Origin of the sequence: Coprococcus sp. HPP0074, assembly GCF_964238105.1 — a bacterium.
GTDB lineage: Bacteria > Bacillota > Clostridia > Lachnospirales > Lachnospiraceae > Faecalimonas > Faecalimonas umbilicata.
Genome location: NZ_CAXSKS010000002.1, coordinates 1 through 23563, shown reverse-complemented (window position 1 = coordinate 23563; position 23563 = coordinate 1). Strand labels below are relative to the sequence as shown.

Sequence of the window (23563 nt, the reverse complement as noted above, 5' to 3'; positions counted from 1 at the left end):
TTATATGAAAGCATTTCATAGGAGATTATATGTGGCGGGATAGCTCAGTTGGCTAGAGCACACGGTTCATACCCGTGGTGTCGCAGGTTCAAATCCTGTTCCCGCTATTTATAAAAAATTATATAAATATATGGCGGGATAGCTCAGTTGGCTAGAGCACACGGTTCATACCCGTGGTGTCGCAGGTTCAAATCCTGTTCCCGCTACTATCAAAAGTATAGAGAAGTATCAAAGGAAACCGGGAGAATATTCTTCGGTTTTTTTTATTTTTCTTGATGTTTTTTTTGTTTTCAAGTACAATAAAAGAAATAAATACAAAAAGGCTGTTACAAAAGGAAACATTCCGGTTTGCAACAGCCTTTTCGACAGAGGAGTAAGAAAGATGAACGACAAAAGCAGAATGATTTTAAAAATGCTGGCAGGCGGATATATTCTTTATATCGGAATTTCCCTTCTGATCGGTGTTCTTCAGACAGAACCTAATGAAAAAGTACTGATGATCATCGTCAGCATTTTCTTTATGGCAGTAGGTGGAACCGTACTCTATCTTTCTGTGGGAGCATTGCTGAAAGAATATGGAGTGGATATTGAGTTCTGGAAACAGAAAAACAAAAAATCCGAGGAGAACGGGGAAATCGAACAGACGGACAGAAGAATGTCGGAGGGAAATTCAAATATCAATTTCCAGGATCTCTCAGAAAGTGCCAAAGAGGAACAGGATCAACAGGAAAACTTGGAATCGCAGGAGAAATCTGTCCAAGAAGAGGAGGCTGTGCAGGAAGCGGAATCTGAAGAAACATCACAGGACGAGATTGAGGAAGACGATTTAAACGAAGAGCCGCTTGATCCGGAAGAAGATTTGCCGGAGGAAACAGAAGAAGACGGTTCTGAAGAAGAAATGGATGAGGAGCAGGAAGAAGACGAGGATATCGTACAGATAGATGAAAAGGAAGAAAAAGAGGAAGTGACAGAAGAAGTGACAGAGGAGAAGGTGCAGGAACATCAAGAAGAGTCAGAAACTTCCAAAGAAATGTTCCCGAGAAGACAGGCCTCTATCAGCCCAATGCCACAGAGAAAATAATAAGAATAACAGAGAAAGAGGTGCCATTATGCGTGTAGGACTTGGTTACGATGTTCACAAATTGACAGAAGGAAGAGATTTGATTCTTGGTGGAGTGAAAATTCCGTATGAAAAGGGGCTCCTTGGTCACTCGGATGCGGACGTGCTGCTCCATGCGATCATGGACGCGCTTTTGGGAGCGGCAGCACTTGGAGATATCGGGAAGCATTTTCCGGATACAGATGAGAGATACAGAGGGATTTCCAGCATGGAATTGTTAAAACATGTCGGAAAACTTCTGGAGGAAAAATTGTATTTGATTGAGAATATTGACGCGACGATTATTGCACAGCGTCCGAAAATGCTTCCGTATATTGAACAGATGCGGGAAAATATCGCGGAGGTACTTGGACTTGAGAAAGAGCAGATCAATATCAAGGCAACGACGGAGGAGGGGCTTGGATTTACCGGAAGCGGAGAAGGGATCTCCTCTCAGGCAATCTGTGCAATCGAGAGTATGCGTACTATGAGCTATCAGGTATTTGCGGAAGAAGGTGCAGGCGGCTGCCAGGGGTGTGGAGGATGCCGGAAGACGTCTGAAGGAACGGAGCGATAAGATGGAAGTGAGAATGCTTCAAAGAGAAGAACACGGACGGACAAGAGAATTGTGGGAACGTGTATTTGCAGAGGATACAAAAGAATTTCTTGATTATTATTATACAGTGAAGACGTTGGACAATGAGATGTATGTGATTGAGCAGGAGCATCAGATCTGTTCGATGATCCAGCTGAATCCATATGAAATGCGGATCAACGATTCTGAATTTCTGACACACTATATTATCGCAGTGGCAACAGAGGAGCGATTCCGAAAGCGTGGGTTTATGGGCGCACTTTTGCAGGCATCTCTAAAAAAGATGTATGCCAGAAAAGAACCGTTTACTTTTTTAATGCCCGCAGCGGAGAGTATATATCACCCTTACGATTTTCGATATATTTACCGACAGAGGGGCGGAAAAGTTTGTGGAAGCAAGGAGAGGTCGGTATCTCATGAACTTCGGGGAAATATCTATGAGATGCGGGAGGCATCTGAAAAAGACTGCAGAAAGCTTGCAGAGTTTGCAGAAGAGATTCTGCGGCAATCATATCAGGTTGTGGCTGTCCGTACGGAGCAGTATTATCGGAGGATGCTTGCGGAACAGAAGAGTGAGCATGGTGGGATTGGTATGATCGAAAAAAATGGAAAGCTTGTCGGAAGTTTCTTTTTTGCAAAAGAGGAGACCTATGAAATCCGGGAACCGCTTCTGAAGAAAGGAGAGGAAGAGGCACTTCCTCAGGCAGTATTTTGGCTGACAAAAGGGAACGAGGCGATTTTTTGTGATGGTTGGAATCTGGATGTACACAATATTAAAAAAAGTGTGACCGAAGAGAGAGACAGACCGCTTATTATGGCAAGACTTCTTTATCTTCCGGGATTTTTTGAGAGTCTTCGTCCAAGGACAACATTTTCCTTTACAGTAGAAGTGACAGATCCGATTCTGGAAGAAAATAACAGGAGATTTTTGCTGGAAAGCGATGGGACAAAGATTGCAGTCAGCACAGCAGCAAAAGAAAATGACACAGATCGGCAGATTTCGATTGCAGCTCTGACACAGATTCTTTTTGGATGGGTACCCTATACGGAAGAAAAGCTGCCGGAAGTACTGCAGAAAGATTTGAATAAAATCGAACCTGCAGACGGTGTCTTTTTAAATGAAATTGTCTGAAGCTGCTGCTTGCGAAGAAAACGGTTGACAAAAACGATTTTATTGCATACACTGATGTATAGATATCATGAAAAAGGCTGAGAACGAAAAGAGTAATAGATTTGGAACTGACAGAGAGAGTGTGTCACCGGCTGAAAGCACACTTCAGGAAAGCGTCTGTGAAGTGCATTCGGGAGCTGATCCGGCGAAAGAAAGTAGCCAGATACGTTGGCATACGTTACATGCGTGAAAGTGAAAGTCTGAACAATGGGCAGATTTTCAGAAGAGTGGAACCGCGGATAAACTTCGTCTCTTTAGGGAGATGGAGTTTTTGTTTTATATGGGAAATCAGAAGGAGGCAGCAGGATGGGAATGGTTTCTTACATCAGGGAGGAGATTGCGGTGATCCGAGAAAGGGATCCTGCGATCAAGACAACTGCAGAAGTGTTTTTATACCCGAGTTTTAAAGCAATCCTTCATTACCGGGCAGCGCATAAGCTGTACCAGAACAGGCATTATTTTCTGGCCAGGTGGATTTCTCAGAGGGCAGTAAGAAAGACCGGAATAGAGATTCATCCGGGTGCAGTGATCGGAAAGGGACTTTTTATCGATCATGGAAGTGGAGTGATCATTGGTGAGACAGCAGTGCTTGGCGATAATGTCACCCTGTATCAGGGAGTGACACTTGGAGGGACTGGAAAGGAAAAAGGGAAAAGGCATCCGACTTTGGAGGATAATGTGATGGTCAGTGCCGGAGCGAAGATTCTTGGTTCTTTTACGATCGGAGAAAATGCAAAGATTGGCGCCGGGTCTGTTGTGTTAAAAGAAGTGCCGCCGAATTGTACGGTTGTCGGAGTACCGGGCAGAATTGTCCGAATGGGCAGCGAAAAGATACCGCGGACAGACTTGGATCAGATCCATTTGCCGGATCCGGTTCTTACTGATATTCACGCATTACAAGAAGAAAATCTTCGTCTGAAAAATCAAGTGATGGAGTTAAAGCAAAGTCTGCAGCAATGCCGCTTGGAAAAAGAAGAGAAAAAGAGGCAGAAAAAAGACGAAAAAAAGCCAAAAGCAAAAAAGAAAAAGAGCAGGAGGAAGAAAGATGAAACTGTATAACACATTGACAAAGAAAAAAGAAGAATTTGTACCGTTAGAAGAGAAGAAAGTTCGTATGTATGTTTGCGGACCGACGGTATACAATTTTATTCATATTGGAAATGCAAGACCGATGATCGTATTTGACACAGTGAGAAGATATTTTGAATACAAAGGATATGAGGTAAACTTCGTATCAAACTTTACGGATGTTGATGACAAGATTATTAAGAAGGCGATCGAGGAATATGTATCTGCGGAGGAAATCTCTCAGAGATATATCGCAGAGTGCAAAAAGGACATGGAAGGCATGAATGTCAAGCCGGCGACGACCCATCCACTGGCAACACAGGAGATTGATGGAATGATCGAGATGATCGGGCAGCTGATCGAAAAAGGATATGCCTACGAGAAAAACGGAACGGTATATTTCCGCACAAGAAAATTTGGGCCTTACGGAAAGCTGTCTCATAAAAATCTGGATGATTTACGATCCGGCGGAAGATCTCTTCTTGTAACAGGAGAAGACGAGAAGGAGGATCCGCTTGATTTCGTACTTTGGAAACCGAAGAAAGAGGGAGAACCTTTCTGGAAATCACCGTGGAGTGACGGCCGTCCGGGATGGCATATCGAGTGCTCAGTGATGTCCAAAAAGTATTTGGGTGATCAGATCGATATCCATGCGGGAGGAGAGGATCTTGTATTTCCTCATCATGAAAATGAGATCGCACAGAGCGAGGCGGCCAATGGGAAAGAGTTTGCAAAATACTGGATGCACAATGCATTTTTAAATATCGATAATCGAAAAATGTCAAAATCACTCGGGAATTTCCGTACGGTGCGTGAGATTGCAGAACAGTATGATCTGCAGGTGCTCCGTTTCTTTATGCTGAGTGCACATTACAGAAGTCCGCTAAACTTTAGCGCGGAACTGATGGCGGCTTCTAAAAACGGACTGGAGCGTATCATTACGGCGGCAGAGAATTTGAAATATCTTGCGGCAAACGCAAAGAATGGGGAGATGACCGATGCCGAGAAAGTACAAATCCAGGAAACTGAGAAGTTTGTCACTGCGTTTGAGGAGGCAATGGAAGATGACTTTAATACGGCAGATGCCATTGCGGCAATTTTTGAGCTTGTAAAATTTGCAAATACAACAGCAGATGAAACTTCTTCTCAGGCATATGACAGCGCGCTTCTGGAACGCATTGTACATTTGTCCGATGTTCTCGGAATCATTGTAGTGAAGGAAGAAGAACTTCTTGCAGAAGATATCGAAGCATTAATAGAAGAACGGCAGGCGGCGAGAAAAGCAAAGAATTTCCAGCGAGCAGATGAGATTCGTAACGAGTTGTTAGAAAAAGGAATTATTTTGGAAGATACAAGAGAAGGAGTAAAATGGAAAAGAGCATAGAACAAGATCTGTTTTCCTGTATGCAGGAGACATTTTCCTTAAAAGAAGTAGATATCCGGGAATACTCTCCACTGACACTGGCATATATTGGGGACAGTATTTATGATCTGATCATCAAAACGATCGTGATCAATGAAGGAAATAAACAAGTACAGAAACTGCACAAAGAGACGAGTGCTCTTGTGCAGGCATCTGCGCAGTCAAAGATGATGCGGACACTTCAGGGAGTGTTGACTCAGGAGGAGCTGGCTGTTTATAAGAGAGGAAGAAATTCCAAGTCAGTTTCCCCGGCAAAAAACCAATCTGTGACAGATTACCGGAGAGCTACAGGGTTTGAGGCACTTATGGGGTATCTGTATCTGGAGAAGAACTGGACGCGGATGGTTGAGTTGATTCGATTGGGATTAGAAAGTTTGAATACAGAGGAGAACAAAGATGAGTAAGGAAACAAAGATAGAAATCAAGTCACTGACAATCGAGGGGAGAAATGCAGTGCTGGAGGCATTCCGTTCGGGAAAACCGGTAGATAAGTTATTTGTCCTTGATGGATGTCAGGACGGACCGGTCCGCACGATTGTTCGTGAGGCAAAAAAGCACGATACGATCTTAAATTTCGTTTCGAAGGAAAGGTTGGATCAGCTGTCAGAAACCGGGAAGCATCAGGGAGTCATTGCGCATGCAGCGGCTTATGAATATTCTGAGATTGAAGATATGTTTGCGCTTGCAGAAAAGAGAGGGGAAGATCCGTTTTTCATTCTGCTTGATAATATCGAGGATCCGCACAATCTTGGAGCAATCATCCGTACAGCCAATCTTGCCGGTGCACATGGGGTGATCATTCCGAAGCGGAGAGCAGTAGGACTTACAGCGACGGTAGCGAAAACTTCGGCAGGGGCATTGAATTATACTCCTGTGGCAAAGGTTACAAATCTTGCAAAGACGATGGAAGAGTTAAAAGAGCGTGGACTTTGGTTTGTCTGTGCAGATATGGGCGGAGAGTCCATGTACCGGATGAATCTGACTGGTCCGATTGGTCTTGTGATTGGAAACGAGGGAGAGGGAGTCAGCCGCCTTGTGAAGGAGAAGTGCGATTTTGTTGCTTCCATTCCAATGAAAGGGGATATTGATTCCTTAAATGCATCGGTGGCAGCAGGAGTGCTGGCGTATGAGATCGTAAGGCAGCGTGGATAGATGGAAACGTATGAGAAAATGACAGATGAGCAGCTGATCGCGGCTCTCCGGAAAGGAGAGTCTGAGATTATGGATTTCATTATGGAAAAATATAAATATCTCGTGCGAAAAAAGGCAAAGGCGATGTTTCTCCTCGGAGGAGAAAATGATGACCTGATCCAGGAGGGGATGATCGGACTTTTTAAAGCGGTCCGGGATTATGATCTTGCGCTGGAAAGTTCGTTTGCAAGCTTTGCAGAACTATGCATCTCGAGACAGATGTACAGTGCGATTGAGGCATCAAAGAGAAAAAAACATATTCCTCTGAATTCTTATGTTTCTCTTTACGAGGAGGGAGATGCGTCTGAGGAAAACAAGCGTCCGCCGTTGATTGATACGATCCAGCCGGATAGGGAGAACAACCCGGAAGAATTGTTCCTGAATAAGGAATATTTCCGGCAGGCAGAAAGTATGCTCAAAGAACAGCTCAGTGATCTGGAAAACCGTGTCTTATACTTGCATCTGCTCGGCACGGAGTACCAGACGATCGCGAAATTGATCGGGAAAAGTCCCAAAGCAGTAGATAATGCATTGCAGAGGATTAAAAGCAAGGCACAAGGAATTTTAAACCATAAGAAAGAATGAAGCATGGTGCATGTGCCAGGAAACATACAAAAATAATTGAAAATCAAACACTCTCCTCTTGACAAGGAGAGTGTTTTTCGGTATAGTATCAATGTTGACAGTAAAATATGCTGCCTTGGCGCAGTCGGTAGCGCGTCGCCTTGGTAAGGCGGAGGTCGGGGGTTCAAGTCCCCTAGGCAGCTTCAGGAGAGAGTAAGAATTTTTGATTTAAAAGTTCTTATTCTTTTTTATTACATAGACTTCATACTTGATTGATGGTAAACTGTGTATAGAGTACGTGGAGCGGGAACAATCAGAGAGGTCGGATAAAGAAACGAAATGGAGGGAAATAGGATGGCATCGTTTTTGGAAAATATTGAGCCATTTAGAGGAACCGGCGAGCGGAACAAGGATGGACAGACATTGGAAGAATTTCTGGAGGGGTATCAGCCGTATAGATATGAGACGCCATCGTGTACGACGGATGCGGTAGTATTTTCATACAGAGGAATGGAAGAGCAGATTAGAGATGTCAATGCGCTTGAGGTACTTCTTGTAAAGAGAAGTAACCATCCAAGCATCGGATTCTGGGCACTTCCGGGAGGATTTATCAATCTCCGAGAAGATTTGGAAGAGACTGCAAGGAGAGAACTTCAAGAAGAGACAGGTGTCAGCGGACTCTGCATGGAGCAGATTGCAGTTTATGGTGCGATGGACCGGGATCCGCGCACGAGAGTGATCACAACTGCGTACATGGCGCTTGTAAACAGAGAAGAAATCTCCATCGAGGCCGGGGACGATGCGGCTGATGCTGCGTGGTGTAAGATCCGATTGTCTTGCGTGGAGGAACAGAGGAATGGAGACACAAGTCTGCAAGTCTATCAGCTTCAGTTATTTAATGAAGAGAAACAGATTGACACGACTGCAGTTGTAGAGAAAAATTGCAGGGGAGAGTTGGTCCAGGAAGTCTCCTATCGGGTGCGGGAGCCGGGGAAGATTGCGGTGGATCACAGTGCGATCCTTGTGCAGGCACTTTTAAAACTGCAGGGCAGAATGGAAGGAAGAATTTCGGCGGGCAGGTAAAATCTACCTTGTTATCAATTTTATTTTATGGTAAGATATTGAGCATGAATGAAAACGAGGAGGATGACAATGGAGAACGAAGTAGTTTCTAAAAATTTTATAGAACAGGAAATAGACAAAGATTTAAAAGAAGGAGTGTATGATACCGTCTGCACAAGATTCCCTCCGGAACCGAACGGATATTTACATATCGGACATGCAAAGTCCATTCTGTTAAATTATGGTCTTGCACAGAAATACAATGGAACATTCCATATGCGTTTTGATGATACAAACCCGACAAAGGAAAAAGTAGAATTCGTCGATTCCATCAAAGAAGACATTAAGTGGCTTGGCGCAGATTGGAAAGATAATCTGTTCTTTGCCTCTGATTATTTTGAAGCGATGTATGAATGTGCAGTCAAGCTGATCAAAAAAGGCAAGGCATATGTCTGTGATCTGACAGCAGAAGAGATCAAAGAATACCGTGGGACATTAAAAGAACCGGGAAAAAACAGTCCATACAGAGATCGCTCTGTGGAAGAAAATTTAGAATTGTTCGAGGCAATGCGTGACGGAAAATTTGAAGATGGGGAGCGAGTGCTCCGTGCCAAAATTGATATGGCATCACCGAATATCAACATGCGAGATCCGATTCTTTACCGTGTAGCACACATGACGCACCACAATACCGGAGATCAATGGTGTATCTATCCGATGTATGATTTCGCACATCCGATCGAGGATGCTATTGAGAAGATTACCCACTCCATCTGTACATTGGAATTTGAAGATCACAGACCGCTTTATGACTGGGTAGTCAGAGAATGTGAGTTTGATCATCCACCGAGACAGATTGAGTTTGCAAAACTGTATCTGACGAATGTTGTGACAGGAAAGCGTTATATCAAGAAGCTGGTCGAAGATGGAATTGTGGATGGATGGGATGATCCAAGATTAGTTTCCATCGCAGCGCTTAGAAGAAGAGGATTTACACCGGAATCGATTAAAATGTTCGTGGAGCTCTGTGGGGTGTCAAAGAGCAACAGCTCTGTGGATTATGCGATGTTAGAATACTGTATCCGCGAGGATCTGAAAATGAAGAAGCCTCGTATGATGGCAGTGATGGATCCGATCAAGCTGATCATCGACAACTATCCAGAAGGAGAAGTAGAATATTTGGATGTTGCCAACAATCTGGAAAATGAAGCGCTTGGATTCCGCAAGGTTCCGTTCTGCCGTGAACTTTATATTGAACGGGAAGATTTTATGGAAGAGCCTCCGAAGAAATATTTCCGTCTGTTCCCGGGCAATGAAGTACGCCTCATGCATGCATATTTTGTAAAATGTGAAAGCTTTGTAAAGGATGAAAATGGAAACGTGATCGAAGTACATTGTACTTATGATCCAGAGACAAAATGTGGAAGCGGATTTACCGGAAGAAAAGTAAAAGGAACGATCCACTGGGTACCGGCACCGTATGCGACAAAGGCAGAACTTCGTCTGTACGAAAATATTGTAGATGAAGAAAAGGGAGTATATAACAAAGAGGATGGCTCCTTGAACTTAAATCCAAATTCACTTACGATTTTAAAAGATTGCTATCTGGAACCAAGTTTCGATGGTGTACAGGCTTATGACAGCTTCCAGTTTGTGAGAAATGGTTATTTCTGCGTAGATGCAAAAGATTCCAGACCAGATGCGCTTGTATTTAATCGTATCGTATCGCTGAAGAGCTCTTTCAGACTGCCGAAATAGGAGATATAAATGAAGGAATTGACGATCAGTCTTGATCCACAGTCGGTTACTCCGCTGTATGAGCAGATTTATCAGTATGTCAAAGAAGATATTCAGAGTGGCCGGCTTGCATGTGGAGTAAAGCTGCCATCTTCACGGTCACTTGCGAGATATCTGGAGATTAGCAGAAGTACTGTAGAACTTGCATATGAGCAGTTACTCTCTGAGGGATATATTGAGACAAAGCCTCGAAAAGGCGTATTTGTCGCACAGATTGATGGAGTATATCAGTTCCGAAGGGAAGAGCAACCGGGAACAGAGCGCCAGGAAGAGCAGAGAGAAAAGTATCGCTATGATTTTTCACCGAGCGGAATCGATCTGAAAAGCTTTCCTTATGCGGTGTGGAGAAAACTTTCCCGCGAAGTCCTTCTGGATGATCGTGCAGAGACCTTTCGCCTTGGAGATTCGCAGGGTGAGTATGGGCTGCGCAGTGCGATCAGCAGTTATCTGCATCAGGCGCGAGGAGTCAGGTGCCGCCCGGAACAGATCATTGTCGGGGCGGGGAATGATTACCTTTTGATGCTTTTGATCAATATTCTTGGAAAAGACAAGAAAGTCGCCTTTGAGACACCGACATATAAACAGGCTTACCGTCTGTTTGCAAACTTGTCTCAGGAAGTGTGCACAGTGCCGATGGATCACAGTGGCATGCGGACAGATCTTCTGGAAAAGAGCGGCGCGCAGGTTGCATATGTAATGCCGTCACATCAGTTCCCTTTGGGGGTTGTGATGCCAATCCGGCGAAGATTGGAGCTGCTTAAGTGGGCAGACAGAGGAGAGCGTTATATTATCGAAGATGATTATGACAGTGAATTTCGCTACAAAGGGAAACCGATTCCGGCGCTGCAAGGGTACGACATTCATGAGCGGGTTATTTATCTTGGCACGTTCTCAAGGTCGATTGCACCGGCACTCCGTATGAGCTATATGGTTCTTCCAGAGAGTTTGCTTTGCGTTTATGAGAGGGAATATCGGTTTATCAATTCGACCGTGTCGAAAATTGATCAAAAAATCGTAGAGCGATTTCTGGCAGAAGGGTACTATGAAAGGCACTTGAATCGAATGCGTGCACTCTATAAAAGTCGTCACGATACGCTTTTAAATGCACTGAAACCACTTCTTTCCATTGGCTCTGTCAGCGGAGAATATGCGGGAGTTCACTTGCTTTTCACGTTTCACGATGGGAGAAGCGAAGGGGATGCCGTCAAAAAAGCGAAGCAGGGTGGAATACGGATTTATGGATTGTCGACATTTGAGACGCAGAAGATGCAGAGAAGTTGTACGATCCTCCTTGGATTCGCAAACTTACCGGAAGAAGAAATCCGGGCAGGGGCAGCGCTTCTGGCAGAAAAATTATTGGAATGACAAAAAGGGGGAGGCTTACTGTGGCAGCCTCCTTTTGTCAATTGGAAAAGGCAAATGATAAAAGAGAAGGGAAAAGAGAAAATCGGATGGAAGTAAAGAAGAAAACGAAGAAAGGGATTTTTCATATCGTATTTAGCAGGACTGCACTTGTATTTCTGCTTCTTATTTTTCAGGTGGTACTGTTGTTTGAGATGTTTACAAGTCTCGTGAAATATGCGCCGGTAATGTATCTTTTACTGCTGATACTCGGCAGTGCTGTCGTGATCTATATTATCAATCGAAAGGAAAATCCGGCATTTAAAATGTCCTGGATTTTGTTTGTAATGGCGATTCCGATCGTAGGAATGTTATTTTATCTGTTTACCCGTGTGCAGATTGGAACACGGTTTATCGGGAAAAGGCTCCAGGATCTCTCGCTTGAGACAAAGCCATATATGGAGCAGGATGAGGAGATCATAGAAGATCTTAGAGTATCCAAACCAGCCAACGCAAATTTGGCACATTATATGTCACGGCAGGCAGGATATCCGATTAAGCGGAACACAAGTGTCAAATATTTCCCGCTGGGGGAAGATAAGTTTGAGCAGTTGAAAACGGAACTTCGACAGGCAAAGAAATTCATTTTCATGGAATACTTTATCGTAGAACAGGGAATTATGTGGGATAGCATCCTGGAAATCCTGGAAGAAAAGGTGAAAGAAGGGGTGGAAGTCCGATTTATGTATGATGGGATGTGCTGTATCGCGCTTCTGCCGTATCATTATCCGGAGACACTTCAGGAAAAAGGAATCAAATGCAAGATGTTTAGTCCGATCAAGCCAATTCTTTCCACGCACCAGAATAACAGAGATCATCGGAAAATCTGCGTGATCGATGGACATACGGCATTTACAGGCGGAATCAATCTGGCAGATGAATATATTAATCAGAAAGAACGGTTTGGACATTGGAAAGATACAGCGGTCATGATCAAGGGAGATGCGGTACAGAATTTTACGATCATGTTTTTGCAGATGTGGAATGTCACAGAACATCAGAAAGAAGATTATGAAAAATATCTGACTCCGGTTCAGGAGGAACTGCACAGAGAACTGGGGTATGTACTGCCTTATGGAGATAGTCCGTTCGACAATGAAAACATTGGAGAGCAAGTTTACCTTCACATTTTAAATCATGCAAAGAAATATGTGCACATTATGACACCGTATCTGATCCTGGATAATGAGATGGTGACGAATCTGACGTATGCCGCAAAAAGTGGAATTGAAGTCATCATCATTATGCCGCACATTCCGGATAAGTGGTATGCATTTGCAGTAGCAAAGACATACTATGAAGAGCTGATCGAGGCAGGAGTACAGATTTATGAGTACACACCGGGATTTGTCCATGCAAAAGTTTTTGTTTCTGATGATGACACGGCGACGGTCGGCACCATCAATCTGGACTATCGGAGTCTGTATCTTCATTTTGAGTGTGGAACCTTTATTTACAACAATCCGGTTGTCTGGAATATTGAAAAAGATTTTCAGGAGACATTGAAAAAATGTCAGAAAGTAAGTGTGATGGATCTTCGGACAAGAGGAACAGTGATGACAGTAGCAGGAAGAGTGCTGCGTCTGATTGCTCCATTGATGTAGGAGATTGTGAACAGATTTTGTATGAAACTTTGTATAAAGGTTTTTAAAAAAGTTTTTGAAAAGTTTTCAAAAAAATATTTTACATCAAGAAAAAAGTATAGTATAATCGTTGGCGTAGTAAATAAGCAGAGCTTGTAAATGTTTATAAGAAGATAAAATAAGACATTTATCGATTAGGAGGATAAGACATGGTAAAAGCAGTAGTAGGAGCAAACTGGGGCGATGAAGGAAAAGGAAAGATTACAGATATGCTTGGAGAGAAAGCGGACATTATCGTTCGTTTTCAGGGCGGAGCAAACGCGGGACATACGATCATCAATGACTATGGAAAGTTTGCACTTCACACATTGCCGTCAGGAGTTTTTTATGATCACACGACAAGTATTATCGGAAATGGGGTTGCACTTAATATTCCTGTGCTCTTTGGGGAGATTCAGTCCATCATTGACAGAGGAGTTCCGGCGCCGAAGATCTTAGTATCTGACAGAGCACAGATTGTCATGTCTTATCACATCCTGTTTGACCAGTATGAGGAGGAACGATTGGGTGGAAAATCCTTTGGTTCTACAAAATCAGGAATTGCTCCGTTTTACTCAGACAAGTATGCAAAGATCGGATTTCAGGTTAGTGAGTTATTTGACGATGAATTGTTAAAAGAAAAAGTTGTTCGTGTCTGTGAACAGAAGAATGTTATTTTAGAGCATTTATATAAGAAACCGGCACTTCGTCCAGAAGATCTTTACGAAGAATTGCAGAGCTATAAAAAGATGGTTGCTCCATATGTATGCGATGTGTCCCTGTATCTGCACAATGCGATCAAGGAAGGAAAAGAAATTCTTCTGGAAGGACAGTTAGGTTCTCTGAAAGATCCAGATCATGGAATTTATCCAATGGTTACCTCTTCCTCAACACTTGCGGCATATGGTGCGATCGGAGCAGGAATCCCACCGTATGAGATCAAGCAGATCATCACTGTCTGCAAGGCATATTCAAGTGCTGTTGGAGCAGGAGCATTTGTCAGTGAGATTTTTGGCGAAGAGGCAGATGAGCTTCGAAGAAGAGGCGGAGATGGAGGAGAATTTGGTGCAACGACCGGACGTCCAAGACGTATGGGATGGTTTGACGTGGTTGCCTCCAAGTATGGATGCAGACTTCAGGGAACAACAGATGTTGCATTTACTGTCTTAGATGTACTTGGATATCTCGATGAGATTCCAGTATGTGTTGCCTACGACATTGACGGGGAGATTACAACGGACTTCCCGCCGACCTATTTGCTGGAGCGTGCAAAACCGGTTCTAGAGACACTTCCAGGATGGAAATGCGATATCCGGGGAATTAAACGCTATGAAGATCTTCCAGAAAACTGTCGTAGATATATCGAATTTATTGAGGAGAAGATCGGTTATCCGATTACGATGGTTTCTAACGGACCGGGAAGAGATGAGATCATCTACCGCTAAGAAGGCTGGCGTGGATGTTTATCGGAAAACAATGATACAAACTTAGAATAGAATTTTAGAAAAAACATGCCGGAAAAAGCTGATTTCCAATAGGAAATGGTAAAATATTCCGGCATGTTTTGTTGCTTTACAGGGAAGTCATTTTAGAGAAGTTGAATCTGGTGTTCGTCTGCCAAACGAAGGGTATCTTCGGTCCAAATGGAAGACTGCACTTCACCGATGTGGGCTTTTCTGAGGTAGAACATGCAGATCCGAGACTGACCGATTCCTCCACCGACTGTGTAGGGAAGCTCTCCGTTGAGAAGAGATTTTTGAAAATCCAGTTCGGCACGGTCTTCGCAGCCGGCGATTTTCAGCTGCCGCTTTAAAGCGGCTTCGTCAACACGGATCCCCATGGAGGAAAGTTCCAGCGCTACGTCAAGCACCGGGTAATACACGAGAATATCACCATTCAATTCCCAGTCATCATAATCAGGAGCACGTCCATCGTGCGGCTTCCCGGAGACAAGAGTCTTACCGATCTGCGAAAGGAAGACCGCTTTCTTCTCTCTTGCAATTTTGTATTCTCGTTCTTTTGGAGAAAGCTTGGGATATAGATCTTCTAGTTCCTGAGCAGTTATAAAAGTAATGTCTTCCGGGAGAAGCGGTTCGATGTAATTGTATCTGCGGGAAATAAATTCCTCAGTTTCTTTTAAGGCAGCATAGACTTTCCGGACTGTGTAGAGAAGTGTTTCTGTGTTCCGTTCTTCTTTGGAGATGATCTTCTCCCAGTCCCATTGGTCTACATACAGAGAATGCAGGTTGTCGGTGTCTTCGTCGCGGCGGATTGCACTCATATCAGTATAGAGTCCCTCGCCGGAGTGGAAATCATAGCGCTTCAAAGCATATCGTTTCCACTTGGCGAGAGAGTGTACGATCTCCACAGGAGCATCGTTCTGTTCCCGGATTCCAAAAGAAACCGGACGTTCGGTTCCGTTGAGATTATCATTCAGACCACTTTCTGGTTTTACAAAAAGAGGAGCAGAAACACGGGTGAGATGTAAGGATTTGGCAAGCGCGCGCTCAAAATGATCTTTGACTTCCTTGATCGCAACTTCCGTTTCCCGGATTGTGAGTGGAGAGTGATAGCCTTCAGGCAAAATAAATTGTTCCATGATACCATAACCTTTCTGTTAAAATTTTATGTTTGCTTTGTTGATGAGATTTAGTGTAGGGATACTCAGGAAAAATGTCAAGGAAAATGCAGAAAAACTTAGAAAATACATTAGAAAATCTTAATAATTAGATTAGAAAGGGTTTAGAGATCTGTCATAGGGATGTCACAATTTCGATTTATAATAAAGTTATCAAGTGAAAACTTGAGAAAAACAATGAAAAAAGACATATTTTCCGGGAGCGTGGAATAGAATAATAAAGTTGACAGAAAGAATAAGAGAGAAGTAGTCAGAAACGAAAAAGAAGTAAAAAGGAGGTATGTAAAATGTTGACAAAGCGAAGACAGAATCCACAGGAAGTTATTTCAATCGAAGAATATTTGAGCAAACGTCAGCAGATCAGGGAACAGGAAGAAAGAGGAAAGCACAATCCGCAAAGCGTGATAGAAAAAGGCTCTGCACTGATGCTGGCAGAGCTTTATATATAAGATAGTAGATTTTTATTTTTCTTCTTGATCGTGATCATCATCTTTTTTGGAAAGACGATGAAAGAGCATTGCGGCATATAAAAATACAGGGAGTATGATTGTAGCTGCAATGGATGCCTTTAAGAGATCAAGAGACTGAGAACGATCAATGAAAGCGAAGAGCAGTGTGCTCGCATAGAGCGCACAGAGCAAGATCACACCTGCCAATGCAAAGATCCGTTTGAATTTTTTCATAGTAGGACACTCCGTTTCTAAACAAGATATTTGCTCTATTATATAGGAAAACACACGAAAAAGCAAATGAAGAAAAGAAATAAGCATAAGAAGGTATTTTCTGTGAATTTGACAAGTAAGAGGAAAAGTAGGCAAATATCGAAAAATGTTTGAAAAGAGAAAAGAAATAGTATATAATAGGACGTACGAAATCACATACAAAGGAGTATTGGTAGAAATGAGTTTATTAGAACAATGGAGAGCTACTGCGTATTCGCAGGAGATGGATAAGACACAGTTACAGAAGTTTTGGACGACATATTTTCAGATTGAGAGAGGAATCTATGAGCAGCTTCTCTCTAATCCAGATGAGGAAGTCAGAGGAACTGTAAAGGAACTTGCAGAGAAATATCAGGTAGAAGTATTTACTATGGTAGGATTCTTAGATGGAATCAATGAAAGTCTGAAAGTAGAAAACCCGATCGAGACAATGGAAGAAGATACGATCGTGAACTTAAACTTTGATAAAGAAAAATTATATAAGAACATGGTCGATGCAAAAGCAGACTGGTTATATGAACTTCCACAGTGGGACGAGATCTTCACAAAAGAGAAACAAAAGGAGCTTTACAGAGAGCAAAAGGCATCCGGTACTATTCGCAGAGAGAAGAAGATCGGAAGAAATGATCCATGTCCATGCGGAAGTGGTAAGAAGTATAAAAAGTGCTGTGGAAAATAACAGCTTGGGTAAAGAGGTGAGAAGATGCATACAGGATTTATCGTCATAGGAATTTTAGCGATTGTCTATTATCTTTTTATCTGCTATTATACAAGAAAATGGAATTCTACATTTGCTGCGTTCTGGATAGTGTTTGCGGTGTTCAATTTCCTATTGGCAGCAATTGTACATTTTAGCCCAAGATGGCTTCAGTACATATTGCTTACATTGAATTTTATCGCCTATTTTGTATTCTTTGCAGTACAGGTGATCATCTGCTCTGCAATGCTTACACTGCCGCCTAAGAAGCTGGACGTGATCATTGTGCTGGGCGCACAGGTGAGAGGAAAGAAGATTACCAATTCTTTGAAGAGACGGCTGGATAGAGGAGTAGCATATTTGAAAGAGAATCCGGAGACACGAGTGGTCGTATCTGGTGGTCAGGGGAAGGGAGAAGATGTGACAGAAGCGTTTGCGATGGCACAGTATCTTGTTTCACACGGTATTGCTGAGGAACAGATCTCTCTGGAGGAAAAGTCGAGAAATACTTATGAAAACTTGAAATACAGTGCGCTGCTTGTAGACAGTATGGACGACCGGATCGGAATTGTATCCAACAATTTTCATATTTATCGGTCGTTGTTGCTTGGGAGACAGATTGGCTATACAAGATTGTATGGAATTGCAGCAGGATGTAATCCAATTTTATTTTTAAACTATATGGTGAGAGAATTTTTCGCAGTGATGCGAATGTATCTTACAAAAGAATAGAGAGAATACGTAGATGAGACGAGTAGGATGTGGAAGATTACAGAGAGAGAAGTCTTGTGCTGGAAACTTCTTATTACAGAAGCATCTGAAAACTACCTCGGAGTGGCTGAAAACAGCCCGGTGATTCCGTTATCATCAAGAAAGTGGTTCTGGCAAAAGCCAGTTCAATCAGGGTGGAACCGCGAGTAAATACTCGTCCCTTGCAGTATCAAGATCTGTGCTGCAAGGGATTTTTCTGTTTGGCAGAAGAACGGAAAACACGATCAATAGGAGAAACAAAAACAATAAAAATAGAAAAGGAGAAAAAACAATGAAAATTACATTAAAAGATGGTTCTGTCAAAGAATACAGTGAAGCAAAGTCTGTATATGAGATTGCAGCAGATATCAGTGAAGGGCTTGCAAGAATGGCGACAGCAGGAGAAGTGGACGGGGAAGTGATCGATCTTCGCACAAAGATCGACCAGGATTGTGAACTGACAATTCATACATTCCAAAGTCAGGAGGGAGCACATGCGTTCCGCCACACAACATCTCATATTCTTGCACAGGCAGTAAAAAGACTGTTTCCGGATACAAAACTTGCAATCGGACCGGCAATTGATGACGGTTTCTACTATGATTTTGACAGAGAAGTTCCGTTTACAACAGAAGATCTGGAAACAATCGAAAAAGAGATGAAGAAAATTGTCAAAGAAGATCTGAAAATTGAGCAGTTTACACTTCCGAGAGAAGAGGCGATTGCATTGATGAAAGAAAAAGAAGAGCCGTATAAGGTGGAGCTGATTGAAGATCTGCCGGAAGATGCAGTGATTTCTTTCTACAAGCAGGGAGAATTTACAGATCTCTGTGCAGGACCACACTTACTCAGCACAAAATCTGTCAAGGCATTTAAGCTGACAAGTCTCGCTGGTGCTTATTGGAGAGGAAGCGAGAAAAATAAGATGCTCACAAGAATTTACGGAACATCTTTTACAAAAAAAGCAGATCTTGATGAGTATCTTGCAAAAATTGAGGAAGCAAAGAAGCGCGACCACAGAAAATTAGGAAAAGAACTGGGACTGTTTACAATCTTGGAGGAAGGACCGGGATTCCCTATTTTCCTTCCGAAGGGAATGATCTTAAAAAATACACTGATCGATTACTGGAGAGAAGTGCATACACGTGCAGGTTATGTAGAGATTTCTACACCGATTATGTTAAATAAACAACTTTGGGAGACATCTGGACATTGGGCACATTACAAAGAAAATATGTATACAACAGTGATCGATGAGGAAGATTTTGCAATCAAACCAATGAACTGTCCAGGAGGAATCCTTGTTTATAAGACAGAACCACACTCTTACAGAGATCTTCCACTCCGTATGGGAGAACTTGGAACAGTACACCGCCATGAAAAATCAGGTGCACTCCACGGTCTGATGAGAGTTAGAAGCTTCACACAGGATGATGCACATATCTTCATGACAAGAGAGCAGATCAAAGATGAGATCAAAGGGGTTGCAAGACTGATTGATGAAGTATATAGTCTGTTCGGATTTAAATACCATGTAGAATTATCTACAAAACCAGAAGACAGCATGGGAAGCCAGGAAGACTGGGATATCGCAACAGATGCGCTTCGCTCTGCACTGGATGAGCTGCAGCTTCCATATGTGATCAATGAAGGAGATGGGGCATTCTACGGACCGAAGATTGATTTCCATCTGGAAGATACACTTGGAAGAACATGGCAGTGTGGAACAATCCAGTTAGACTTCCAGCTTCCGCTTCGTTTTGAGATGGAATATATTGCAGCAGATGGTGAGAAACACAGACCGATCATGGTACACCGTGTGGTATTTGGATCTATCGAACGTTTCATTGGTATTCTGATCGAGCATTTTGCTGGAGCATTCCCGACATGGCTTGCACCGGAACAGGTAAAAGTACTTCCGATCTCCGAAAAATATCATGAGTATGCAAATGAAGTTGCAGCAAAACTCAAAGAAGCAAAGATCCGTTGCTCTGTAGATGAACGTTCAGAAAAAATCGGATATAAGATCCGTGATGCGCGTCTGAATAAGATTCCGTACATGCTCGTTGTCGGAGCAAAAGAGCAAGAAGAAGGAGTGGTATCTGTCAGAAGCCGTTTCCTTGGAGATGAAGGACAGAGAAGCCTGGATACATTTATTGCGGAGATCACAGAGGAGATTAAGAACAGAACAATTCGGAAAGTAGAATTGGAAGAAGGAAAATAAATCTGCGAGAGGACACAAAGTCTGTAAAAAAATCAGAAAAGAAGTATAGGAATGTTTTTGGCGGAAACACTATGTTTGTGAACAGTAATCAAACAAGGAGGTAGCAACATGCCAGAATTAAAATGTACCGTACAGACTTGTGTACACAATCAGCAATTTTTATGTAATCTGGATAAGATTGAAGTAGGCGGAAACAAAGCAAAGCGCTCAGAGGAGACTTGCTGCGACAGCTTTCAGGAAAGAAAAGGAGACAGTTATTCCAATGTGACGGGGACTGCTTCTCCGACAAGCACGATCGACTGTAAGGCGACAGACTGTCAGTATAATGAATCCTGCAAATGTCATGCCGGAAAGATCAGTGTGGAAGGAAGCAATGCATGCCACTGTCAGGAGACAGAATGTGCTACGTTCTGTGCTGTCTGCGAATAGAGTGAAAAATCAGGAAGAAAAGGCATCGTCAGATACAAGAGATCTGGCGGTGCCTTTTCGTAGTGTGAGCGTATTGACGCGTGGTATGGCAGAGGGTATAATGATTTCATATGAAAAAAGGAAAGGAGCGGGAAAATGGAAGAACAGGAAAAAAAGCAGGATTCTCGGGAAGAGAGAACAGATAACAGTCCTTATCATAAGCAACCACGGCTGACAAAGAGAACCACTTCTAAATTGCAGCAACATTTAAACAGGGGGATGACAGCATTCCTCGTCGTTGCAGCCAGCATTGTGTTTTATTTTGCATTTTTAAGATTTGGTCATATTTCCGGCGTTCTTGGAAAAATCTTTCAGATTTTGAAACCAATCATCTATGGGTTTGTTTTGGCATATTTGTTGAACCCACTTATGAAGATGGTAGAAAATTTTATTGTGAAGCTGTTAAAGGGAAAGATAAAAAAAGAGGAGAGATTGAAAAAGTTTGCGAGAGGTGTGGGGATTTTTACCGCACTGCTTTTTGCAGGGGCATTGATTGTTGCGTTATGCAATATGATTTTGCCGGAGTTATATCGAAGTATTCGAAATATGGTTTACACTGTGCCGGAACAGCTCAATGAATGGATGGAACGGTTAAGTGAGATGGAATTTGACGATTCTACCCTTGCGCTGATCACAAAAAATGTGCTCACAGAAACAACTGCGTTTTTTGAAAACTGGATTCGGAGTGATCTCCTAAGACAGATCAATATATGGATTTCCGGTCTGACTGAAGGAGTCATCAGCGTTGTCAATGAACTGATGAATATCGTGATCGGAATCATTGTTTCTGTGTATGTATTGTTTAGCAAAGAAACATTTGCAGGACAGTCACGGAAAGTAGTATATGCAGTGCTCAAACCAGAAAAGGCAAATCTGGTATTACATATTACGAGAAAATCAAATGAGATCTTCGGTGGATTTATCATTGGAAAGATCATTGATTCTGCAATTATCGGGGTGCTGTGTTTCATAGGATTAAGCATTCTTGATATGCCGTATACTCTTTTGGTCAGTGTGATCGTCGGTGTGACAAATGTGATTCCGTTTTTTGGGCCGTACATCGGTGCGATCCCAAGTGCGATACTGCTTTTGTTGACAGATCCGATCAAAGGACTTTACTTTTTGGTGTTCATTATCTTCTTGCAGCAGTTGGATGGAAATATCATCGGACCAAAGATTCTTGGAGATTCTACCGGACTGTCTGCGTTCTGGGTAGTCTTTTCGATTTTACTTGGAGGAGGATTGTTCGGATTTGCCGGCATGATTATGGGAGTGCCAACATTTGCAGTGATCTATTATCTGTTCCAAATGTTTATCAACCAGAATTTGGAGAAAAAGCATTTGCCGACAGACTCTGCTGTCTACGATGATACCAGCTATGTAGATGCAGAATCCGGAGAGTTTATCCATGGAAGCAACGATGAGCAGAATATCGGAGAAGTGCAGGTGCGAGGAAAAGAAGATTGTGAAAAAGAGGAGGAAAAGTAAAGATGCCGATTCGGGTACAAAATGAACTTCCTGCAAAGGAAATATTGGAGCGGGAAAATATATTTGTTATGGATGAATATCGAGCGGTACATCAGGACATTCGTCCGATCCAAATTGGACTTTTGAATCTGATGCCGCTGAAGCAAGACACAGAACTTCAGATCCTTCGCTCTATGTCCAATACACCTCTTCAGGTTGATGTGACATTTGTCAACGTTTCCAGCCATGAATCAAAAAATACCGCCACCAGTCATCTAAATCAGTTCTACGTTCCGTTTGAAGAAATCAAGGAGAAAAAATTTGACGGTTTTATCATTACGGGAGCGCCGGTAGAACAGATTGAATTTGAGGAAGTGGATTACTGGGAAGAATTAAAAGAGATTATGGAGTGGACGAAAACACATGTGACATCTACGTTTCATATTTGTTGGGGAGCGCAGGCGGGACTTTATTATCATTATGGATTGGAGAAGGTGCAGCTGGAGCAAAAACTATTCGGGATTTTTGAACATCGCGTGAAAAATCGAAAAATTCCGCTTGTGAGAGGGTTCGATGATTATTTTATGGCTCCGCATTCCCGACATACGACTATCCCAAAAGATCAAATTGAATCGGATGAGCGTCTTACGATTTTGGCAGAGTCTGAGGAGGCGGGAGTTTTCCTTGTGATGGCAGAGGATGGCCGACAGATTTTTGTGATGGGACATCCCGAATATGATCGGATGACGCTCCACACAGAGTATATGAGAGATAAAGAAAAGGGACTTCCGATAGCGCTTCCTAAAAATTATTATCCGGAAGATGACTGTGAGAGAAGACCGGTGTTATCCTGGCGGTCACATGCCAATGATCTGTATACAAACTGGCTGAATTACTATGTGTACCAGATTACACCGTATGATCTGATAGGGACACCATTTTAATGCGGAATGAGAAAAAAGAAGGGAGAGATCTTATGTTAGAAACAGGTATTCAGGCACCAGAATTTACACTTCCAGATCAAAATGGAGAGATGCATAGTTTAAAAGATTATAGAGGGAAAAAGGTTATTTTGTATTTTTACCCAAGAGATAATACACCTGGCTGCACAAAACAGGCATGTGGCTATAGTGAACGATATCCGCAGTTTGAAGAAAAAGGCGCAGTTGTGCTTGGAATCAGCAAGGACAGCATTGCATCGCATAAGCGATTTGAAGAAAAACAAGGGTTAACATTTACGATTTTGTCAGATACTGAATTAGAAGTTATAAAAGCTTATGATGTGTGGAAAGAAAAAAAGAATTATGGAAAAGTTTCCATGGGAGTGGTCAGAACAACGTATCTTATTGATGAAGAAGGTGTAATCATTCGGGCAAATGATAAGGTGAAAGCAGCAGAAGATCCGGAGAAAATGCTGGAAATTTTGCAAGAGTAGTTGCGTAAAGGGTCTACGCAATGCATGTCAAATAATGTTATGAAAAAAGAGAACTGGAAGGGAGAGTCTGAGGGGACTCCTTCTAAGTTCTCTTTTTGTGTGCGCCTTGCGGCGCACGTCGCTAATGGATGAAAGTTCCTAATCCGCCCTAGTAGTGGGAAGGATACAG

General features: G+C 42.7%; 23 protein-coding genes, 3 tRNA genes and 2 other annotated features. Of the genes, 24 read left to right on the top strand and 2 right to left on the bottom strand.

Features of this window, described 5'->3' with window-relative positions; genetic code table 11:
- Nucleotides 1-33: 33 nt before the first annotated feature.
- From ACESPO_RS02690 to ACESPO_RS02615, 16 genes are all read left to right on the top strand, one after another.
- Nucleotides 34-107, top strand: a tRNA-Met gene (locus ACESPO_RS02690).
- 25 nt (nucleotides 108-132) lie between these two features.
- Nucleotides 133-206: transfer RNA gene (locus ACESPO_RS02685), tRNA-Met, on the top strand.
- Between the two features lie 176 nt (nucleotides 207-382).
- On the top strand, nucleotides 383-1081 hold the full coding sequence (locus tag ACESPO_RS02680) for a hypothetical protein (protein WP_009262564.1): 699 nt from the start codon (nucleotides 383-385) through the stop codon (nucleotides 1079-1081).
- 28 nt (nucleotides 1082-1109) lie between these two features.
- The gene (ispF, locus tag ACESPO_RS02675) at nucleotides 1110-1676 is read left to right on the top strand and encodes a 2-C-methyl-D-erythritol 2,4-cyclodiphosphate synthase (RefSeq protein ID WP_499788437.1); all 567 of its coding nucleotides are present in this window, start codon (nucleotides 1110-1112) and stop codon (nucleotides 1674-1676) included.
- Entirely contained in the window at nucleotides 1603-2826 is a 1224-nt protein-coding gene (locus ACESPO_RS02670) for a GNAT family N-acetyltransferase (RefSeq protein ID WP_499788436.1), read from the top strand. Before ispF ends, ACESPO_RS02670 begins: the two co-directional genes overlap by 74 nt.
- A gap of 70 nt (nucleotides 2827-2896) precedes the next feature.
- Nucleotides 2897-3122 (top strand) — a binding site (T-box leader).
- A 49-nt stretch (nucleotides 3123-3171) separates the two neighbouring features.
- Entirely contained in the window at nucleotides 3172-3924 is a 753-nt protein-coding gene (gene epsC / locus ACESPO_RS02665) for a serine O-acetyltransferase EpsC (protein WP_016439096.1), read from the top strand.
- Nucleotides 3911-5317 (top strand): cysteine--tRNA ligase, encoded by a 1407-nt coding sequence (gene cysS / locus ACESPO_RS02660; protein WP_499788435.1) that lies wholly within the window; start codon nucleotides 3911-3913, stop codon nucleotides 5315-5317. The genes epsC and cysS overlap by 14 nt, the downstream gene beginning before the upstream one ends.
- Nucleotides 5302-5760: a Mini-ribonuclease 3 gene (locus ACESPO_RS02655; RefSeq protein ID WP_008976028.1), complete on the top strand. Its 459-nt coding sequence runs from the start codon at nucleotides 5302-5304 to the stop codon at nucleotides 5758-5760. The genes cysS and ACESPO_RS02655 overlap by 16 nt, the downstream gene beginning before the upstream one ends.
- Nucleotides 5753-6508, top strand: coding sequence for a 23S rRNA (guanosine(2251)-2'-O)-methyltransferase RlmB (gene rlmB / locus ACESPO_RS02650; protein ID WP_009262559.1), 756 nt, complete (start codon nucleotides 5753-5755; stop codon nucleotides 6506-6508). Before ACESPO_RS02655 ends, rlmB begins: the two co-directional genes overlap by 8 nt.
- Nucleotides 6509-7132: an RNA polymerase sporulation sigma factor SigH gene (gene sigH, locus ACESPO_RS02645; protein ID WP_270196911.1), complete on the top strand. Its 624-nt coding sequence runs from the start codon at nucleotides 6509-6511 to the stop codon at nucleotides 7130-7132.
- 109 nt (nucleotides 7133-7241) lie between these two features.
- Nucleotides 7242-7314: transfer RNA gene (locus ACESPO_RS02640), tRNA-Thr, on the top strand.
- A 151-nt stretch (nucleotides 7315-7465) separates the two neighbouring features.
- Nucleotides 7466-8194 carry an NUDIX domain-containing protein gene (locus ACESPO_RS02635; protein WP_120091512.1) on the top strand — a complete coding sequence of 243 codons (729 nt, stop codon included), beginning with the start codon at nucleotides 7466-7468 and terminating at the stop codon, nucleotides 8192-8194.
- 69 nt (nucleotides 8195-8263) lie between these two features.
- Nucleotides 8264-9931, top strand: coding sequence for a glutamine--tRNA ligase/YqeY domain fusion protein (locus ACESPO_RS02630; RefSeq protein ID WP_009262556.1), 1668 nt, complete (start codon nucleotides 8264-8266; stop codon nucleotides 9929-9931).
- A 9-nt stretch (nucleotides 9932-9940) separates the two neighbouring features.
- The gene (gene pdxR / locus ACESPO_RS02625; protein ID WP_120091515.1) at nucleotides 9941-11335 is read left to right on the top strand and encodes a MocR-like pyridoxine biosynthesis transcription factor PdxR; all 1395 of its coding nucleotides are present in this window, start codon (nucleotides 9941-9943) and stop codon (nucleotides 11333-11335) included.
- A 20-nt stretch (nucleotides 11336-11355) separates the two neighbouring features.
- Nucleotides 11356-12975, top strand: coding sequence for a cardiolipin synthase (gene cls / locus ACESPO_RS02620; RefSeq protein WP_009262554.1), 1620 nt, complete (start codon nucleotides 11356-11358; stop codon nucleotides 12973-12975).
- 188 nt (nucleotides 12976-13163) lie between these two features.
- Entirely contained in the window at nucleotides 13164-14438 is a 1275-nt protein-coding gene (locus ACESPO_RS02615; RefSeq protein ID WP_009262553.1) for an adenylosuccinate synthase, read from the top strand.
- 143 nt (nucleotides 14439-14581) lie between these two features.
- Here ACESPO_RS02615 and asnA read toward each other — a convergent pair whose 3' ends face one another.
- A complete protein-coding gene (gene asnA / locus ACESPO_RS02610; protein ID WP_009262552.1) occupies nucleotides 14582-15592 on the bottom strand; it encodes an aspartate--ammonia ligase in 1011 nt (336 codons plus the stop codon).
- 326 nt (nucleotides 15593-15918) lie between these two features.
- Here asnA and ACESPO_RS02605 point away from each other — a divergent pair, with 326 nt between their 5' ends.
- Nucleotides 15919-16080, top strand: a complete 162-nt coding sequence (locus ACESPO_RS02605; RefSeq protein WP_008976018.1) for a hypothetical protein — start codon at nucleotides 15919-15921, stop codon at nucleotides 16078-16080.
- A 12-nt stretch (nucleotides 16081-16092) separates the two neighbouring features.
- On the opposite strand, the gene ACESPO_RS02600 is transcribed toward ACESPO_RS02605, so the two are convergent.
- The gene (locus tag ACESPO_RS02600; RefSeq protein WP_008976017.1) at nucleotides 16093-16314 is read right to left on the bottom strand and encodes a hypothetical protein; all 222 of its coding nucleotides are present in this window, start codon (nucleotides 16312-16314) and stop codon (nucleotides 16093-16095) included.
- Between the two features lie 217 nt (nucleotides 16315-16531).
- On the opposite strand from ACESPO_RS02600, the gene ACESPO_RS02595 reads away from it, so the two are divergent.
- From ACESPO_RS02595 to bcp, 7 genes are all read left to right on the top strand, one after another.
- The gene (locus ACESPO_RS02595; RefSeq protein WP_008976016.1) at nucleotides 16532-17032 is read left to right on the top strand and encodes an SEC-C metal-binding domain-containing protein; all 501 of its coding nucleotides are present in this window, start codon (nucleotides 16532-16534) and stop codon (nucleotides 17030-17032) included.
- A 24-nt stretch (nucleotides 17033-17056) separates the two neighbouring features.
- Entirely contained in the window at nucleotides 17057-17782 is a 726-nt protein-coding gene (locus tag ACESPO_RS02590) for a YdcF family protein (RefSeq protein WP_009262549.1), read from the top strand.
- Between the two features lies 1 nt (nucleotide 17783).
- Nucleotides 17784-17986, top strand: a binding site (T-box leader).
- A 106-nt stretch (nucleotides 17987-18092) separates the two neighbouring features.
- A complete protein-coding gene (gene thrS, locus ACESPO_RS02585) occupies nucleotides 18093-20024 on the top strand; it encodes a threonine--tRNA ligase (RefSeq protein WP_016439088.1) in 1932 nt (643 codons plus the stop codon).
- A 108-nt stretch (nucleotides 20025-20132) separates the two neighbouring features.
- Nucleotides 20133-20453, top strand: coding sequence for a DUF1540 domain-containing protein (locus tag ACESPO_RS02580; RefSeq protein WP_008976012.1), 321 nt, complete (start codon nucleotides 20133-20135; stop codon nucleotides 20451-20453).
- A gap of 135 nt (nucleotides 20454-20588) precedes the next feature.
- Nucleotides 20589-21980 (top strand): AI-2E family transporter, encoded by a 1392-nt coding sequence (locus ACESPO_RS02575; RefSeq protein ID WP_120091520.1) that lies wholly within the window; start codon nucleotides 20589-20591, stop codon nucleotides 21978-21980.
- Nucleotides 21981-21982: 2 nt separating this feature from the next.
- Entirely contained in the window at nucleotides 21983-22903 is a 921-nt protein-coding gene (metA, locus tag ACESPO_RS02570; protein ID WP_412935734.1) for a homoserine O-acetyltransferase MetA, read from the top strand.
- A gap of 32 nt (nucleotides 22904-22935) precedes the next feature.
- A complete protein-coding gene (gene bcp / locus ACESPO_RS02565; RefSeq protein ID WP_009262544.1) occupies nucleotides 22936-23394 on the top strand; it encodes a thioredoxin-dependent thiol peroxidase in 459 nt (152 codons plus the stop codon).
- Nucleotides 23395-23563: the final 169 nt, after the last annotated feature.

Excerpts from the sequence above, each read along its gene's own strand:
- ACESPO_RS02680 (WP_009262564.1), top strand. The coding sequence starts at position 383 with ATGAACGACAAAAGCAGAATGATTTTAAAAATGCTGGCAGGCGGATAT.
- ispF (WP_499788437.1), top strand. The coding sequence starts at position 1,110 with ATGCGTGTAGGACTTGGTTACGATGTTCACAAATTGACAGAAGGAAGA.
- epsC (WP_016439096.1), top strand. The coding sequence starts at position 3,172 with ATGGGAATGGTTTCTTACATCAGGGAGGAGATTGCGGTGATCCGAGAA.
- cysS (WP_499788435.1), top strand. The coding sequence starts at position 3,911 with ATGAAACTGTATAACACATTGACAAAGAAAAAAGAAGAATTTGTACCG.
- ACESPO_RS02655 (WP_008976028.1), top strand. The coding sequence starts at position 5,302 with ATGGAAAAGAGCATAGAACAAGATCTGTTTTCCTGTATGCAGGAGACA.
- rlmB (WP_009262559.1), top strand. The coding sequence starts at position 5,753 with ATGAGTAAGGAAACAAAGATAGAAATCAAGTCACTGACAATCGAGGGG.
- sigH (WP_270196911.1), top strand. The coding sequence starts at position 6,509 with ATGGAAACGTATGAGAAAATGACAGATGAGCAGCTGATCGCGGCTCTC.
- ACESPO_RS02635 (WP_120091512.1), top strand. The coding sequence starts at position 7,466 with ATGGCATCGTTTTTGGAAAATATTGAGCCATTTAGAGGAACCGGCGAG.
- ACESPO_RS02630 (WP_009262556.1), top strand. The coding sequence starts at position 8,264 with ATGGAGAACGAAGTAGTTTCTAAAAATTTTATAGAACAGGAAATAGAC.
- pdxR (WP_120091515.1), top strand. The coding sequence starts at position 9,941 with ATGAAGGAATTGACGATCAGTCTTGATCCACAGTCGGTTACTCCGCTG.
- ACESPO_RS02615 (WP_009262553.1), top strand. The coding sequence starts at position 13,164 with ATGGTAAAAGCAGTAGTAGGAGCAAACTGGGGCGATGAAGGAAAAGGA.
- asnA (WP_009262552.1), bottom strand. The coding sequence starts at position 15,592 with ATGGAACAATTTATTTTGCCTGAAGGCTATCACTCTCCACTCACAATC.
- ACESPO_RS02605 (WP_008976018.1), top strand. The coding sequence starts at position 15,919 with ATGTTGACAAAGCGAAGACAGAATCCACAGGAAGTTATTTCAATCGAA.
- ACESPO_RS02600 (WP_008976017.1), bottom strand. The coding sequence starts at position 16,314 with ATGAAAAAATTCAAACGGATCTTTGCATTGGCAGGTGTGATCTTGCTC.
- ACESPO_RS02595 (WP_008976016.1), top strand. The coding sequence starts at position 16,532 with ATGAGTTTATTAGAACAATGGAGAGCTACTGCGTATTCGCAGGAGATG.
- ACESPO_RS02590 (WP_009262549.1), top strand. The coding sequence starts at position 17,057 with ATGCATACAGGATTTATCGTCATAGGAATTTTAGCGATTGTCTATTAT.
- thrS (WP_016439088.1), top strand. The coding sequence starts at position 18,093 with ATGAAAATTACATTAAAAGATGGTTCTGTCAAAGAATACAGTGAAGCA.
- ACESPO_RS02580 (WP_008976012.1), top strand. The coding sequence starts at position 20,133 with ATGCCAGAATTAAAATGTACCGTACAGACTTGTGTACACAATCAGCAA.
- ACESPO_RS02575 (WP_120091520.1), top strand. The coding sequence starts at position 20,589 with ATGGAAGAACAGGAAAAAAAGCAGGATTCTCGGGAAGAGAGAACAGAT.
- metA (WP_412935734.1), top strand. The coding sequence starts at position 21,983 with ATGCCGATTCGGGTACAAAATGAACTTCCTGCAAAGGAAATATTGGAG.
- bcp (WP_009262544.1), top strand. The coding sequence starts at position 22,936 with ATGTTAGAAACAGGTATTCAGGCACCAGAATTTACACTTCCAGATCAA.